The 14144-nt window shown below is 57.7% G+C and carries 12 protein-coding genes; 4 read left to right on the top strand and 8 right to left on the bottom strand.

Annotated elements, in window-relative coordinates; translation table 11 throughout:
• Positions 1-169: 169 nt before the first annotated feature.
• Together QUE89_RS15420 and QUE89_RS15415 are read left to right on the top strand one after the other, a co-directional pair.
• Complete coding sequence (locus QUE89_RS15420; protein WP_286220926.1) at positions 170-1624, top strand: dihydrolipoyl dehydrogenase; 1455 nt, start codon at positions 170-172, stop codon at positions 1622-1624.
• 169 nt (positions 1625-1793) lie between these two features.
• Entirely contained in the window at positions 1794-2267 is a 474-nt protein-coding gene (locus QUE89_RS15415) for a Dps family protein (RefSeq protein WP_138438636.1), read from the top strand.
• 73 nt (positions 2268-2340) lie between these two features.
• Here QUE89_RS15415 and QUE89_RS15410 read toward each other — a convergent pair whose 3' ends face one another.
• From QUE89_RS15410 to QUE89_RS15380, 7 genes are all read right to left on the bottom strand, one after another.
• The gene (locus QUE89_RS15410) at positions 2341-3465 is read right to left on the bottom strand and encodes an NAD(P)/FAD-dependent oxidoreductase (RefSeq protein ID WP_286220925.1); all 1125 of its coding nucleotides are present in this window, start codon (positions 3463-3465) and stop codon (positions 2341-2343) included.
• Positions 3465-4778, bottom strand: a complete 1314-nt coding sequence (locus QUE89_RS15405) for an SAM-dependent methyltransferase (RefSeq protein ID WP_286220924.1) — start codon at positions 4776-4778, stop codon at positions 3465-3467. Before QUE89_RS15405 ends, QUE89_RS15410 begins: the two co-directional genes overlap by 1 nt.
• A gap of 211 nt (positions 4779-4989) precedes the next feature.
• The gene (locus QUE89_RS15400) at positions 4990-6285 is read right to left on the bottom strand and encodes a TRAP transporter large permease (protein WP_286220923.1); all 1296 of its coding nucleotides are present in this window, start codon (positions 6283-6285) and stop codon (positions 4990-4992) included.
• A complete protein-coding gene (locus QUE89_RS15395; protein ID WP_286220922.1) occupies positions 6282-6827 on the bottom strand; it encodes a TRAP transporter small permease subunit in 546 nt (181 codons plus the stop codon). The genes QUE89_RS15400 and QUE89_RS15395 overlap by 4 nt, the downstream gene beginning before the upstream one ends.
• 102 nt (positions 6828-6929) lie before the next feature.
• Complete coding sequence (locus tag QUE89_RS15390; protein WP_286220921.1) at positions 6930-8006, bottom strand: TRAP transporter substrate-binding protein; 1077 nt, start codon at positions 8004-8006, stop codon at positions 6930-6932.
• A gap of 144 nt (positions 8007-8150) precedes the next feature.
• Complete coding sequence (locus QUE89_RS15385) at positions 8151-8609, bottom strand: ATPase (RefSeq protein WP_286220920.1); 459 nt, start codon at positions 8607-8609, stop codon at positions 8151-8153.
• 111 nt (positions 8610-8720) lie between these two features.
• Positions 8721-9773, bottom strand: a complete 1053-nt coding sequence (locus tag QUE89_RS15380) for an acyltransferase family protein (protein ID WP_286220919.1) — start codon at positions 9771-9773, stop codon at positions 8721-8723.
• A 149-nt stretch (positions 9774-9922) separates the two neighbouring features.
• Here QUE89_RS15380 and QUE89_RS15375 point away from each other — a divergent pair, with 149 nt between their 5' ends.
• Positions 9923-10990, top strand: a complete 1068-nt coding sequence (locus QUE89_RS15375) for a beta-N-acetylglucosaminidase domain-containing protein (protein ID WP_286220918.1) — start codon at positions 9923-9925, stop codon at positions 10988-10990.
• A gap of 8 nt (positions 10991-10998) precedes the next feature.
• Here the strand turns inward: QUE89_RS15375 and QUE89_RS15370 are convergent, their stop codons facing one another.
• The gene (locus tag QUE89_RS15370) at positions 10999-12000 is read right to left on the bottom strand and encodes a ChaN family lipoprotein (RefSeq protein WP_286220917.1); all 1002 of its coding nucleotides are present in this window, start codon (positions 11998-12000) and stop codon (positions 10999-11001) included.
• A 163-nt stretch (positions 12001-12163) separates the two neighbouring features.
• On the opposite strand from QUE89_RS15370, the gene QUE89_RS15365 reads away from it, so the two are divergent.
• Positions 12164-14113, top strand: coding sequence for a CASTOR/POLLUX-related putative ion channel (locus tag QUE89_RS15365; RefSeq protein ID WP_286220916.1), 1950 nt, complete (start codon positions 12164-12166; stop codon positions 14111-14113).
• Positions 14114-14144 lie beyond the last annotated feature (31 nt).

Here is a 14144-nt window from a genome sequence, read left to right as displayed (position 1 = left end):
AAGCGCCCCAGCTTAGGCCAATTTTCCGGAAATTTCCCCTTTGCTCATACCCGTCTAGCTCATGGGCGATCCGATCTGCTGCTTTCAGCCTATACCCTATACTGTTGATTACATAAGGCCCTGCCAGCACGGCATTCCGACGTCACGACGGTTGCAAGGAGAGGTTTGTATGGAAAAGCGAGAGGTGGATGTTGCCATTATCGGGGTCGGCACCGCCGGGATGGTCGCCTACCAGCGTGTCCGCAAAGTCACTGACAAGGTGGTACTGATTGAGGCGAACCGGTACGGGACTACTTGTGCCCGGGTCGGTTGCATGCCCAGTAAGCTACTGATCGCAGCGGCGGACAATGCCCATCACATGGCCACGGGGCCACTGTTTGGCATTTCAGCCGGTGGCATCAATATTGATGGCAAGGCGGTGATGAAGCGGGTCCGCCAGGAGCGGGATCGCTTTGTTGGCTCGGTGGTGGAGTCAGTGGATAAATTCCCCGATCACCACCGCATGTTCGGGCACGCCCGGTTTGCCGGTCCGAAGCGCTTGATGATTGAGGGCACCAATGGCGACGTTCGAGAGGTGCATGCTGAACGGATCATCATTGCCACTGGGTCCCGCCCCAATATCCCGGGTTTTCTAAAGGAAGCGAAAGACCGCCTCGTGGTCAACGACGACCTGTTCGAATGGCAGGACCTGCCGGAGTCCGTTGCGGTGTTTGGTCCCGGAGTGATCGGCCTGGAACTGGGTCAGGCCTTGAGCCGCCTGGGTGTGCGGGTGCGAATGTTCGGTGTGGGTGGCTCGGTGGGGCCGATTCGTGATGAGACCATTCGCCAGTGCGCCCTCGACACGTTCAATCGGGAGTTCCCGCTCAACCCCGAGGCGGATGTAAAGCAGGTGGAACGCACTGAGAGCGGTGTCCGGATTACCTTTCAGGAGGACGACCAGGGAGAGGTGTCCGAGACCTTCGATTACCTCCTGGCCGCGACCGGTCGGCGCCCCAATGTTGATGGCCTGGACATCCTGAATGCTGAAATTGAGCTGGATGACAAAGGCATGCCGCTGTTTGACCCCTACACCCTTCGCTGCGGCGACAGCCACATCTTTATTGTCGGCGATGCCAATAACACCCTGCCTCTACTGCATGAGGCGGCCGACGAAGGCCGCATTGCCGGTGACAATGCGGCTGCTTACCCGGAGGTGCTGGCGGGCTTGCGCCGGACGCCTCTGGCGGTGGTGTTTACCGACCCGCAGATTGCGGCCGTGGGTCTGACCATTGATGAGGTGGACGAGCGCTGCAAGGGCCGCTTTGCCGTTGGTGAAGTGTCGTTTGAGGATCAGGGCCGCAGCCGGGTTATTGGCAAGAATGTGGGCCTGTTGCGGGTATACGGCGAGCACGGCTCCGGGTTGTTCATGGGCGCCGAGATGTTTGGGCCAGCGGCCGAGCATATCGCTCACTTGCTGGCCTGGTCGGCCCAGCATCGGATGACCGTCAGTGAAATGCTTGAGATGCCGTTTTATCACCCGGTCATTGAAGAAGGTTTGCGTACGGCCTTGAAACAACTGAACCGCAACCTCAGTAAGGGGCCTGAGCCAGCAGAAGGCTGTACCGATTGTGGCCCCGGTGTATAGGGGTTGGTCGTTGTAGGCGGTTTGGACGGTATGTGTTGGTGTCTATGGCGATTCTTGAGTCAATAATCGGAAGCTATCAATCGAATTGGTGAATTTTACTTCTGCGCCGTCTGGTCGTGGCCTAGCATGGCGGACATATTCAATTGAGTTAACGTCAAGGAGACACGCAATGGGTAAGAACTTTATTGGTTTGGACACGGAAAAAACTGTGCAATTGGCAGATTCGTTGAACGATCTGCTGTCCAACTATCAGATTTTCTACATGAACGTGCGCGGCTATCACTGGAACATCAAGGGTGACAATTTTTTCGAGCTGCACGTGAAGTTTGAGGAACTGTACGACGACCTTCTGTTGAAGATCGACGAAATTGCCGAGCGGGTGCTCACTCTCGGTCATCGTCCGGCCCATTCCTACAGCACCTATATCGAGAAATCCGAGGTGCAGGAAAAGAAGGACGTCTCTGATGGCCGTGAGGCGATGGAAAACATCGTCGAAAGCTTTGCCAAACTGATCGGTAAGCAGCGTGATCTGTTGAGCCTGGCAAGTGATTCCGACGACGAAGGCACCGCCGCACTGATGAGTGACTACATCTCTCAGCAGGAAAAAACCGTGTGGATGTATCGGAGCTATCTGGGTCACTAAGCCGGATAGAATTTCCGAAGTAAGGGCGGCCTCGGCCGCCCTTTTTTGTGCTGGGTAAAGTAACCGGGCGATGTCAGACTGCAGCTTCAAGCGGCGGAACCTGCTGATGCAGGAACCACTTTTCGGTCACTACCTTGCGGGTGAACCAATGGGAGCGCATCAGCGTGGTAGCCAACGGCGTCTTGATCCAGTCGGGTACCTGCCAGCCCTGTTCCAGTTCGGTGGCCCGGGTGCCAAAGCGTTCGGCGATGGCGTCGCCGTAGAGCTGCAGTGACGATGCCGAATAATCCTGTGCATCGCGGATAACATCGGCCGCCATCAGGGCGGATTCAATTGCCGGCCGGATCCCTTCGCCACTCTGGGTGTAGGCCAGTCCGGCGGAATCGCCAATCAGCAGAATGCCGTCGTCGACCAGTGGTCGTTCGGCGTGGGCATAGAGCAGATAGGCATGGCCTTTGAACCGGCCAGGTAGGTCTGAGGGGATGCGGCCGGTGTCTTTCATGTCTTGCACAAAGGCTTCCAGGTGCTCGGTCAGCCTATGATTGTCTTCCCGGCCCAGGCCGATATTCAGGAAATTCTCCTTGCGGAACACCCAGGCGTAGCCCTTGAGATCGCGGCAAAACCAGAGCTCCGGGGTGTCACCCCGGGCCTGGCAAATCTGCGACTGCTCCGGCGTCATCTCGAACTCGACTTCTTTGGCGGCAACGATGGTTTCATGACTGCCGGGGCCCTCGCCCAGTAAACGCGCCACCGGACAGAAATGGCCACCGGCACCGATGATCAGCGGTGCTTCCCAGGTGCCGTTGATCTGCCAGTTACCGCCCTCCCGCTTAATGCCTTTCACGGGGGTGGAGAGCATCTTTGGTGCGGTCACCCGGTCCAGCAGGTAGGTGTCAAACTCGCACCGTCGAATGCCATAGCTGACCACGTCGCCATGATCGTTTTCCACCGGTGGCTGGCCCATCATACCGATGCGGAAGCGTCGGATGGGTTGCAGGGTTCGGCCTTGGCTGTAGTCGTCGCGATCGATTTTCAGGGTGTTCATCACGGCCGGCGTGACCCAGCCGGCGCAGGTCTTGTCCCGTGGGAAGTCCTGTTTGTCGATCAACAGTATGCGTTTGCCACTGTCCTGCAGGCTTTGGGCGAGGGTAGAGCCTGCGGGGCCGGCGCCAACGATGATCAGGTCGTAGTAGTCCATCACACCTGCTCCGGTGCTGCGGGCGTTGTGTAAAGGTCGTGTCGGCTCTGTGGCAGCTGGTTGTTGGCACCGTGTGTGAACACGACCTGGAAAAGCTGCAGTGAGCCGGCCCGGAACGCGGCAATGGAGCCGGCCAGATACATGCGCCAGGCCCGGGTAAAGTGCTCATCGTACATCTCCGAGACCTGGTCCTGGCTTTCCGTGAACCGATCCATCCAGTGGCTCAGGGTTTGGGCGTAGTGAAGCCGAAGGTTCTCCACGTCGAGCACCGAGAAATCACCCTGTTCACAGATCTCCATGAACTCGCCAATGCTCGGCGGGTAGGCCCCGGGGAAAATCCGTTTCTCAATCCAGGCATTCATCAGCATGGGCCGGTTACGGCCGATGCTGTGGAGCAAGGCAATGCCGTCTGGCTTAAGGCTGCGTTTGATCAGGGCCGACAGCGCCGGGTAATTCTCCTTGCCGACGTGTTCGAGCATGCCGATCGATACGAAGGCATCGTACTGACCTTTTATATTTCGGTAGTCGTCCTCCACGTACTCAACCAGGTGGTCCAGCTTTTGCTGGCGGGCCTGCTCCCGGGCATAGACCAGTTGTTCCCGGGAGATGTTGTAGGAGTGCACTTTCACGCCATAGTGTCGGGCCATGTAACGGGCTAGTCCGCCCCAGCCACAGCCGGCCTCGACCACGGTCATGCCCGGTTTGAGCCGGAGTTTGCGGCAGACATGTTCCAGCTTGGCCAGTTGGGCCTGCTCCAGAGTCAGGTCGGGGCGTTCGTAGTAGGCACAGGTGTACTGCATTTCGGCCTGATCCAGCCACAACTGGTAGAACTCGTTGCCCAGATCGTAATGGTGGTGGATGTTTTCCTTGGCTTCAGTGATCCCGGTGGAGCGCGGGTTGTGATTGCGCCAGAGTGCGTCCAGCCATTTTGGCCATTCCTGTCGCGCGGCGTGCACCGATCGATACAGGGTTTCCATCAGATCCGGCAGGTCGCCCTCAACGTCCAGCCTGCCTGCGCTGTACAGATCGCCAAAGGCCAGGTTGGGGTTGGCGACCAGGGAATAGAGCGCCTTTGGGTCTTTCAGGTGGAGGGCAAAACGGACCTCCTGATCCTTGGGGTCAATGACGTCGCCGTTCCACAGCTGGAACCGGATGGGAGGCGATCCGGCCATGCGCATGAGTTTGGCGATAAGCCAGCGTTCGTAGTTGTGGGGGTTACGGTCGGTCTGTGCTGCTTCTAGCGGTAGAGTTAGCACGTGTGGTGTGGATTCACGGCCCGTTTGTTCGGTTTTCTGGGCGGTGTTTTGTGTCATGAGTCCCTCTCTCCCTTTGCCTGACCTGAACATCGCGGCCCTCTGTGCGAAGACGCACAGGGACTTGTCCCGTCTGTTCATCCGGGAACCGCCGGTTCTGTGTTCAGTATAGAAAAGGTTGGGATTTTGTCAGGTTAGGTCGTGAAAGGGCTGGAAACGATGGATAGCGACATAAAAAAACCGGGCCATGAGGCCCGGTTTTTTAGGAGGGTCAGTAGGTGGAACTCATCCCGAACCATTCGGGGAAGATCACGATCAGTGCCAACACCAGAATCTGAATCAGAATGAACGGGATAATCCCGCGGTAGATGTCTACCGTTCGGACTTCCGGTGGTGCCACCCCTTTCAGGTAGAAGAGCGAGAAACCAAACGGTGGCGTCAGGAAGCTCGTCTGCAGGTTCATGGCAATCAGGATGGCGAACCAGAGCATGTTGATGCCCATGGCCTCAGCAATCGGCGCCAGAATCGGCACGATGATGAACGAGATTTCGACGAAGTCGATGAAGAAGCCAAGGATCAGGATCACCAGCATCGCCAGGATAATGAAGCCCCACTGGCCGCCTGGCAGGAGGTGTAGCCATTCTTCCAGCAGGTAGTCGCCGCCGGTGTAGCTGAACACCATAGAGAACGCAGTGGCACCGATCAGGATTGCAAACACCATGGCGGTTACCTTGACGGTATCCTTGGCGCTGTCCCAGACCATCTTGAACGAGAACTGCTTGTAGATGAGAGCCAGAACCACGGCGCCAACACCACCCAGTGCCGAGGACTCGGTGGGCGTGGCGATGCCGCTGAAGATAGAGCCCAATACGATCACAATCAGCGCCAGTGGCGGAATGATCGCCAGCAGGGCGGAGATGACTTCCTGTCTCCGGGAGCGGGTCGGATCCGCTGGCATGGCCGGCGCCGTTTCCGGCTTCAGGCGGGTCAGGATCAGGATGTAGGCAATGTACAGGCCGATCAGGACCACGCCCGGCCATACAGCCGCCTTGAACAGGTCGCCGACGGGGATGCCGATGACGTCACCGAGAATGATCAGGATGATCGACGGTGGAACGATCTGTCCCAGGGTGCCTGAAGCACAGATGGTGCCGGTGGCCAGACGCTTGTCGTACTTGTGGGCCAGCATGACCGGCAGGGAAATCAGGCCCATGGCTACCACGGACGCACCAACCACGCCGGTAGACGCGGCCAGAAGGGCGCCGACCAGGATGGTAGAGATGGCCAGGCCGCCGGGCAGGCCGCCGAACAGGCGGCCCATGGAGGTGAGTAGCTGTTCCGCCAGTCTGGTGCGCTGCAGCACCACGCCCATGAAGATGAACAGGGGCACCGCCATGAGCACGGTGTTCTGCATTACGCTCATGATCCGGAATGGCATGAACGCAAACAGATCCATGCCCTCGGCATAAATACCGAAGAACAGTGCGACACCACCGAAAGTAAAGGCGACAGGGAAACCCGCCATCAGCATCAGCATGGCGACGCCGAACATAATCATACCGATCATGCCAGACCTCCCGCGCTGTGCTCAGAGGTATAGCTTTTCTCGCCGGACATTACCCGCAGGGCGTAAGTAATCATGCCCAGACCGGCTGTGCCGATGAAAAAGGCCGTGACGGGAATAACCGATTTGATCAGGTACCGATGGGGCAATCCACCCGGATCGCCACTGCCTTCACCCATGCTGTAGGAATCGAGGGCAAAGCTGTAACCGTAGGTGCCAATCAGGTAGGCGAACGGGAGCACGAAGATCACAGCGCCAACCAGGTTGACCCAGGCCTTGGCCTTGTTGCTCCAGTTGGTGTAGAAAACATCTACGCGAACGTGGCCATCCGTGCGGAGTGCGTAGGGGATACCAAACAGAAAAACGATGGAATACAGGTGCCATTCCATTTCCTGCATGCCAATCGATACTTCATTGAATGCGTAGCGGGACACCACGTCGTAAAACACGTTTACGGCCATTAGTATCATCGCGATACAGGCGACCCAGCCACAGAGATTGGACAATCGGGCCAGGCCCTCGTCCAGTTTGATAATCCACCGCATTTACAATCCTCCGCCAAGCGGGTTGGCGTTTTTTTCGGCTACTATAAACAACGAAACCGGGACCACTCAGAGAGCAATCCCGGCTCGATTTGGGGCGCGATCTTACTCGACTTCGCCCATCGTGTTGAGGTACGCACGCTCAGAAATATCGGTGTAAGCGCGGGACTGCTCAAGGTACTCCTGCTGAGACTTAACGATCTTGGCGGCCAGTTCGTCGCCAGCAGCGGCCTCCTTCAGAAGCTTATCGTTAGCCTCCTTCATGGCCTGAAAGACTTCGTCCGGGAACTTCCGGATCTGAACGTTCGGATACTCTTCCTGGATGCTAGCCCATGCCTTGGCATTTTCGTGCTGTGACTGAACCAGCATTTCGTATGAGGACAGGCGCATGGAAACACGCAGAATTTCCCTCAGGTCAGCGGGCAGCTTCTCCCAGGTCTTCTTGTTGACCAGGAACTGCAGCTCGGTAGCTGGCTCGTGCCAACCGGTGTAGTAGTAGTCAGCGATCTGCTGGAAACCCAGACGAAGATCCAGAGCCGGGCCGACCCACTCAACGGCGTCGATGGTGTTGCGCTCAAGCGCTGTGTAGAGCTCGCCCGGTGCAATGTTGGTCGGGCTTACGCCTACTTCGGCAAAGACTTCGCCGGCGAACCCAGGAATACGCATCTTCAGACCTTGCAGGTCTTCAACGGATTTGATTTCCTTGCGGAACCAGCCACCCATCTGGATGCCGGTGTTACCACCCGGGAAGGACATCAGGTTATGCGGGTTATACACTTCCTGCATCAGCTCCATGCCTTCGCCATGGTAGAACCAGGCATACTGTTCCATGGCATTCATGCCGAAAGGCATGCTGGTGAAGAACAGGGTGTTAGGTACCTTGCCTTTCCAGTAGTAGGACGCGGAGTGGCCCATGTCGTACTGACCGGCTTTAACCATGTCAAACACGCCAAATGGGGCTTTGTGCTTGTTGGCAGAGTCGATGCGGATGCGCAGACGGCCATCAGACATCTCTTCGGCCATTCTGGCCATGTTTTTAGATGCATCACCGAAAATAGGGAAGTTCGGGCCCCAGGTTTCGGCAAGGCGGAGAGTAAACGTATCCTGAGCGAGCGCCTGCGTGGCGGCAAAGGTCGTTGCCACAGCCAGCGCAGCCGCGGAAAGAACAGAACGGATCTTCATTGCTCTTCAATCCTCTTATCGTTTTTTGTTCAGAGCGTCCTCCGGGTAGGAGGAGTTAACTCATAACGGTAGCCCAAGTTAACAATTATCGTTAGGAAACGGAACGAAAACTGGCCATATCTACGACCTAGGTCGTACGGTTGTTTACATATCATCCATCCGGCCAATCTGGCGTGCCAACCTCATGGCTTCATGCTCTTCCAGGGCTTTCAAATCCTCCAGCAGCGTGCGTGCCTCGGGAATTTCTGCTTTGCCAATCAGGGTGTCGTACAGATCCATCACCTGATCGTGAAAATCGAATACCTCACGCGCGATTCCATCGAAATCCAGGTCGGCGTAGTGAGTGTCGCAGGTGCGATGGCTTTCGATGGGCTTATGGTTGGCGTAATCGTAAAGGCGGGTTTTCATCGCTTTCGAGTCGGCCTGTTTCTCAAACTCAGCGACTGCTTGCTCCAGCATACGTTCGTGACTGCTGACGTAGTCGAGCAGAGCGCTTGCGCGTTCATTCTGAGCTTTGGCGGCGGATTCGTGCAGGCTCTCAGCCAGGTGTGCATGCAGCTGGCGGGTCCAGTCGATGAGATCCTCGAAGGTTTTTATTTCCATCACGGCCTCCTGAGACCGGGGTGCGTTCTGGGAACAAGGCTTTCACTGTCAGTCTAGCCAACATTTCACCAGTTGCGACAGCACTCCCCCGGAGTGTTCGATGGGCGTGACTTAGTTCGGCGAGGAAGGCGCAGGAGCCGCTGTTTCCGACTTTTTTCGCCAGTTTCGGAATTGGGTCAGGGCGGGTTTTTCCACCGAGTAGTGGATAACTGCAGCCAGACCGAGCGCGGTTGCCAGCGCCAGTCCCACGCCAATCCATCCCGGTAGCCCTGCCCGGTAACTCAGGTCGATTACGCCGTAACCAATATTCTGATGGACCAGGTACAGGCTGTAGGACAGGCTGCCGAGCCAGAGCATGGGGCGGTTGGCCAGCCATGGCAGCCGGCCGTACACCGCGAGGGCAAAGACTCCGAAGCATCCCAGGACAAAAAGGCTGTAAGGCATTTTGTAGGCGAACAGGCCATGGCCAATACTGGCGATCAGCAGGGTGTTGTCGAAGACCGAACCGCCTCCGTAGCGGTGGCGTCGATAAATCAGCATGCCGGCTACAAACAGCGGCGCGTATTTCACAAACAACAGATCCTTGACCAGAAATTCGATGCCCTCCGGAATCTGTTTCCACCAGAGCACGCCGATATAGCTGATTATTATCCAGACCGTTAAAGCAGAACGAAGCTGCGACCAACTTCGGAGATTGAAGAACAGTAGAGCCATCCAGCTATAGAAGGTAACCTCCACCACCAGACTCCAGTAGGCGCCGTCGACATGCTGCATACCAAAGTATTCATGCAGTAGCGTGGTATTCAGCAGCGCGGTTTCGAAGGTGACCGCCCGGCTTTCCGGGCCAAGCCAGTGCACCGAGATGAAGGTGAGCGCGATGGCGGCCCAGAGTGCAGGTAACAAACGGAAGGCACGGGCCAGGCCAAACCAGCCGGCCTTGGAGGTGCGCTCCAGCGTCATGAAGATCACAAAGCCGCTGAGAATAAAGAACAGATGGACCCCGTATCGCCCGAACAACAGGCTGCTGTTAAGGATGGCCGGTAGTTCGAACCCGTGGCCGTACAGCTTGTCGTAGTAGGGTAGGTAGTGGAACAGAACGACGACAAGCGCGGCCAAACCACGCAAGGCATCAAGGCTGGCTAACCGGTTGTGTGAGGGGGTCATAAGTTGGTCCTTTTGGATATCGCTATAATAGCCTGCATTGGGGGCCGGCAATATGGTCGTGACCTACGGTATGCTTGCCGCGGCTATACCATGTGTTAATCCGCAGCGGCACAAGTCACCGTTTTTTCATCAGGCAGGGAGTTGCGACCATGGCAACCACGTTAGGCATCATCGAGGGCTTCTACGGCCCGATGTGGAGCTGGCAGGAGCGGCGCCATCTGGTGCGCGCCCTGGCACCCCACGGGTACGGCTTTTATTTGTACGCGCCCAAGGCTGATGCCTTTCTGCGTCGGCGCTGGCAGGAGCCCCATCCAGCGGACGTGGCGGCGGAACTGGCGAACTTTGCGAGTTTTTGCCGCAAAGAAGGTGTGCGTTTTGGGGTTGGGTTAAGCCCCTTCGAGATATTCAATCGTTTTGATGATGAGGCGCGCGCGGCCCTTGCCCGCAAGCTGGCGTTGCTGGATCGCATGGGCATCGATGAACTGGCGATCCTGTTTGATGACATGCGTTCGGACACCCCCGACCTGGCTCACACCCAGGCCGAGATAGTGGCCTGGGTTCGGGACCACAGTTCGGTCCGACAGCTCAGTGTCTGCCCGAGCTATTACTCTGACGATCGGGTGCTGGACCGTGTGTTCGGGGAGCGTCCTGCCGACTACCTGGAAACCCTGGGGCGCAAACTGGACCACGAGGTCAATATCTTCTGGACCGGTGAAGAGGTCTGTTCTCGGGAAATCTCACCTGGACACCTGAAGCGCGTGGGCGATGTTCTCGGGCGCAAACCGGTGCTGTGGGATAACTATCCGGTTAATGACGGCGATCGCATGTCTCAGCACCTGCATTTGCGTGGCTTCACCGGAAGGCCGGCCGCTAATGCCGCCCACATCGCGGGCCATGGCATAAACCCGGCATTGCAGCCAACGCTGACCACCGTGCCGGCGATCACGCTGGCAGAATCTTATCGACTGGGTCCTGAATACCAGTATGGTCATTCGCTCCGGCATGCAGCCCGGGAGGCTCTGGGGCTCGATTTGGCGGATCAGATCCTGGCCGATCTCCTAGTGCTGCAGGACACCGGGCTCGGCCGCATCGGCGATGACAAGCGTGCGAGTCTGGAGCGCATCTATGGCGGCTTCAGCCATCCGGCGGCCGAGGAAATTCTGCGTTGGCTTCGCGGTGAGTATCAGGTGACCGACGAGATGGTGGCCACCCAATAAATCGACCCTTATTCGCAGCTTGCTGATTTTGCTTGGCTAAACCGGACGGACATTGCCGCCCGGGCGCGCTCTGCATCGCGATATTCTTTCGGCAGGGTCTGAAGGAAGTACAGGTAATCTCCTTTTCCGCGCTGGGCCTTGATGTCGGGCTGGCTTTGCCCGGCGGGCCAGAAAACCGGCGTCAGTACAACCACCCCCAGCTCTGGGGCCCGCTGTTTCAGCAGCGCTACCGTGCCCAGCCGCTCTTCACTGTGAAAGGTTCCCGTCAGATGCAGGATCTGGTGCCTGGGGTAGCGCTTTCGGGCTTGTTGAATCTGCATCGCCATGACGTTATCCCTGAGCAGCTGAGCCTTGTAGGTGTTTTGCATGCGCTCATTCATATCCGCTTCACCGGAGCTATGGCCGCCCGCCAGTGCGGTTACGAATTTTTCCCGGTAGCCGGGTGTGTCGGTAAAGGGATTCGCGGGTAGTTGAGCGCGAACATCCGCGGGCAGGGTGTCGAGGTAATCCGGGCCCTGACGCCCAACACAGCGTACGACCTGGCTCGGCGCATTAGCGGCGATCACGGGAATTGCCCGGGCCTTGGCGAATTCGATCAAGGGGCGGTATGAGGCCCGGTAGTTGTCCCAGGCGCCGGCATCCTCAATCAGTTCTGCCTCACCCGTTTCCCCTGCAAGATAGCGATCCAGCTCCCGCTGCCGGTTCTGGTCAAACTGCTCCATCGTCAGGACCAAGGCCGGATTTTGTTGGTAGAGCGCTGCCTGGAGTCTCGACTGCAGCAAATGTGAGCCGTGATGACCATGATATTCACCGACAACGACGACATCGGCTTGCGCCACAGCTTCGGCTAAGTCAGTAACGCTCAGTGAGGTAGCGGTGTCTGCATTCACGATGGTGGCGTGGTACTGGGTTTCAGGAGCATCAAGCGTCGGAGGCGAAACAAAGCGTGTCGCGCATCCGGCCAGGGCAGTCAGTGTGATCAGGAGAAGTGGTGTCGTTAGAAGTTTCATGGGGGCAGTATACGAAAGCCTGACCGCAATGGGTCCTGGTTATGTGTCGTTGGTCCCGCTGGATTACCGGGAAAGCCGCTGATAGTCATGGAAAAGGTTCGGGAAATCAGGTGATTGTCAGCTATGCTAGCAGGACATTTGCTCACTCAGAACAGGGCCCTGCATGCTTCCCTTCCGAATTGTTGATCGAATCAAGTTCCTGGTCGAACGCCAGTTAGTGAAAGGAGCCGGTTTTCAGTTGGTGGTGGTTGCTGCGTTCATCGCCCTGATTTCGTTGGTTGGCGGCCTTTTAGTGGTCCCGCTGGGTGAGTCTTTCGACGATGCTGGTTCGGCGATCTGGTGGGCCTTTCTCAGGCTGACCGATCCCGGATACCTGGGGGATGATGTCGGGACCTGGCAGCGTATTGTCTCCACTCTGCTAACGGTCAGCGGCTATGTGGTGTTCATGGGTACCCTGGTGGCCATCCTGACCCGCTGGTTGATTGCCAAAATGGCGGATCTTGAGCGTGGACTGACGCCGGTCACCCTGAAAAATCACATCGTGGTACTCGGGTGGACCAGCCAGACATTGCCGCTGTTGTCAGAGCTGCTGAGCTCGTCCGGCCGGATGCGGCGTTTTCTTGAAAAACACGACACCCAGAAGCTGAACCTGGTGGTGCTGTCCGAGGATGCCTCCGCCGAGCAGGTGCATGAGCTCAGAAGTGAGCCCGGCATCCGGCGGCGCGCGCGACAGATCATTCTACGATCGGGTTCTGCCATTCAGCCCGACGCCTTGCACCGGGTTGCCTGCCTGGATGCGGCGGCAGTGATCGTGCCCAGCGCCACTCAGGGCGTTGGTAGCCTGGTGACTTCGGATGTTGAAACGGTGAAGGCGCTGCTGTCCATTGCCGCTCAGGCTCGTCAGTACCAGTCTTCCCTGCCTTTTGTGGTGGCCGAGATTCAGGATGTGCGCAAATTGCCGGTTATCGAGAGAGCCTACCCTGGTGAGGTGGAAGTAGTCGCCGGTGATGCGTCGATCAGCTCGCTGATTGTTCAGAACATCATTCACCCGGGATTGTCGGAGATTTACAACGAGCTGTTGACTGGTTCCGAAGGCAACAGCATCTATGTGCGCGGTGGCGACTCAGTGGCCGGTTTATCGCTGGCGGAACTGGCGTCGGCGCGACCGAACGTCATTGTACTGGGCCTGTTGCGCCCGGTTGGTAAAGGCTGGGATGTCCGGTTGGTTGCGCCCTCGGCGACGCGAATTGAGGCGAACGACCGGGTCATCATGATGGCCAGGGATTATTCCGAAACCGAACCCAATGCCAAGCGGCCGACGCTGCCGCCGGTTGATCGGGCGGAGCCAAAGGTGGCTATTCGCCGTAATGCTGATCTCGGGCAACGGGTGCTCGTCCTGGGCTGGAACCGGCGCGTGCCTAGCCTGGTTGCGGAGTTTGGCAGTTACAGTAATCAGTCGTTTTCGCTGGACCTGGTATCGGTGGTGCCTGCCGCGGAGCGCTCACTGGCGATTTCCCGCTACGTGGGTGAGCACCCAACGGTCCACTGCCACCATGTTGAAGCGGATTATATGGTGGAGGGCGAGCTGCGGCGGCTAGATCCATCCTCGTACGATTCTGTGGTTTTGTTGAGCAGTGACCGTCTGGCATCGGGAGAGGAGGCTGACGCCCGGGCGATGGTGGGGTACCTGCAGCTCGAAGATATCCTGATGGAGAAAGAACGCCGTCCGCACCTCATTCTTGAGCTCAGTGACCCGGATAACCGGCCACTATTGTATGAACACCGCAACGAGATGCTGATTAGTCCGATGATTCTCAGCCACATCCTGGCCCAGGTCGCATTGCGTCGGGAGCTAAGGGTGGTGCTGGATGAGTTGTTTACGGTGGGTGGAGCGGAAATCCAGTTCCGTGATCCGAGCGATTACCCACTTCCGGGCAGCGTCGATTTCCATCTGCTGGAGCGTATCCTCGCCGACGAGGGCGAAATCGCACTGGGTGTATTCCGGCAAAAGGCCGACGCCCAGGGACGGCATCTGCATTTGAATCCACCACGGCGGGAATACCTGGATTTACAGCCAGGTGACCGTTTGGTGGTGTTGAGTTTGACGGGTTAAAGCAAAACGGCAGCATTCCGGTGGCGGGGGC

The organism is Marinobacter sp. LA51, assembly GCF_030297175.1.
Lineage (GTDB): Bacteria > Pseudomonadota > Gammaproteobacteria > Pseudomonadales > Oleiphilaceae > Marinobacter > Marinobacter apostichopi.
This window is presented reverse-complemented; position numbering and strand designations above follow the sequence as displayed.

What these genes read in the sequence shown, in the direction of transcription:
- QUE89_RS15420 (WP_286220926.1), top strand. Translation starts at nt 170, where the DNA reads ATGGAAAAGCGAGAGGTGGATGTTGCCATTATCGGGGTCGGCACCGCC.
- QUE89_RS15415 (WP_138438636.1), top strand. Translation starts at nt 1,794, where the DNA reads ATGGGTAAGAACTTTATTGGTTTGGACACGGAAAAAACTGTGCAATTG.
- QUE89_RS15410 (WP_286220925.1), bottom strand. Translation starts at nt 3,465, where the DNA reads ATGGACTACTACGACCTGATCATCGTTGGCGCCGGCCCCGCAGGCTCT.
- QUE89_RS15405 (WP_286220924.1), bottom strand. Translation starts at nt 4,778, where the DNA reads ATGACACAAAACACCGCCCAGAAAACCGAACAAACGGGCCGTGAATCC.
- QUE89_RS15400 (WP_286220923.1), bottom strand. Translation starts at nt 6,285, where the DNA reads ATGATCGGTATGATTATGTTCGGCGTCGCCATGCTGATGCTGATGGCG.
- QUE89_RS15395 (WP_286220922.1), bottom strand. Translation starts at nt 6,827, where the DNA reads ATGCGGTGGATTATCAAACTGGACGAGGGCCTGGCCCGATTGTCCAAT.
- QUE89_RS15390 (WP_286220921.1), bottom strand. Translation starts at nt 8,006, where the DNA reads ATGAAGATCCGTTCTGTTCTTTCCGCGGCTGCGCTGGCTGTGGCAACG.
- QUE89_RS15385 (WP_286220920.1), bottom strand. Translation starts at nt 8,609, where the DNA reads ATGGAAATAAAAACCTTCGAGGATCTCATCGACTGGACCCGCCAGCTG.
- QUE89_RS15380 (WP_286220919.1), bottom strand. Translation starts at nt 9,773, where the DNA reads ATGACCCCCTCACACAACCGGTTAGCCAGCCTTGATGCCTTGCGTGGT.
- QUE89_RS15375 (WP_286220918.1), top strand. Translation starts at nt 9,923, where the DNA reads ATGGCAACCACGTTAGGCATCATCGAGGGCTTCTACGGCCCGATGTGG.
- QUE89_RS15370 (WP_286220917.1), bottom strand. Translation starts at nt 12,000, where the DNA reads ATGAAACTTCTAACGACACCACTTCTCCTGATCACACTGACTGCCCTG.
- QUE89_RS15365 (WP_286220916.1), top strand. Translation starts at nt 12,164, where the DNA reads ATGCTTCCCTTCCGAATTGTTGATCGAATCAAGTTCCTGGTCGAACGC.